At 69.3% G+C, this 1,214-nt stretch carries 1 protein-coding gene; it reads left to right on the top strand.

From position 1 onward, the window contains the following. The first annotated feature begins 283 nt into the window (after window positions 1–283). Window positions 284–889: an HD domain-containing protein gene (locus ACO1BR_RS44100; protein ID WP_426800751.1), complete on the top strand. Its 606-nt coding sequence runs from the start codon at window positions 284–286 to the stop codon at window positions 887–889. The last annotated feature ends 325 nt before the right edge of the window (window positions 890–1,214 follow it).

Genomic DNA, 1,214 nt, shown 5'->3' with positions numbered 1-1,214 from the left:
GCTCGTGGCACCAAGCACCCCTCCCCGGCCACAAGCTACAGGCTGCCAACCCTCAAAGTCAGCGGCATTGGGTCTAGACACGGCGGCCGGCTGAGGGGGCCGCGTCCAGGCACGGCGGACGGGACGACATGGCGGCGGACGCGGAAGCTGCGCCGGCTCGTCCGCCCCCCGAGGTCCTTGACTCCCTTTCCCCTTTGCGTCCTGAAAGCCCGCTGTGTCCCACTCCCTCTACGCGAGGATCCGGCTCCACGCGAGGATCCGGCGGTAGGCCACAATCACGGCCATGACCCTGGACGATCTTGTGATACCCGAGACCACCGCCTGCCGTGCCGCGCGGGAGGTGGCGAGCGCCTACTGCTCGCCCGCACTGCTGAACCACTCCGTACGGGCCTACCTCTGGGCGGCCGGATATGCGTCGGCTCACGGCATCGCCTTCGACGCGGAACTCCTCTACGTGGCCGCGATGTTCCACGACATCGGGCTGGTCAAGGAGTTCGACAGCCACACCGTGCCCTTCGAGAACGCCGGCGGGCATATGGCGTGGGTGTTCGCCGCGGGCGCCGGGTGGCCCGTGGAGCGCCGGGTGCGGGCGTCCGAGGTGATCGTCCGGCACATGTGGGACGAGGTGGACGTGGCGAAGGACCCGGAGTCCCATCTCCTCGTGTTCAGCACGTCGTTGGACATCTCCGGGCGGCGTCCGGACGCCCTCCCGGCGAGCCTGCGCACCGAGGTGCTCGACCGCTACCCTCGGCTGGGCCTCGGCAACGAGTTCCTCGCCTGCTTCCGGGACCAGGCGGAGCGGAAACCGGACAGCACCGCCGCGGAGTACGTACGCGCCGGCATCGCCGACCGGATCGCCACCAATCCCCTGGACGCGCACGGGGCATAGGCGCGGCCCCCGACCATCCCTTCCAACGGACGGCAGACGGCAGAAATATGCCCCGGCCAGACGGGGGAGACTGGCCGGGGCGGCTTGGCGGGGCGTTTCTCAACTGCCCACACTCCATTGAACGGTGAACAGAGGATGAGCGTTCCATGAAGGATGCGTGACGGTCATCACAGAGGTCGTCAATGGGGACGTTCGAGCCGGTCGACCGGGACGGCGAGCGGGCGGGCGGCGGACGGTGCGGAGCACGGGAAGCCGCCTTGGGGGCCACATGTACGCGATATACGCGTACCGGCGTACCGGCGTACACGCGAACCGGCGCCGCGAC

Source organism: Streptomyces sp. YGL11-2 (assembly GCF_050054615.1).
Taxonomy (GTDB): Bacteria; Actinomycetota; Actinomycetes; order Streptomycetales; family Streptomycetaceae; genus Streptomyces.
This window is presented reverse-complemented; position numbering and strand designations above follow the sequence as displayed.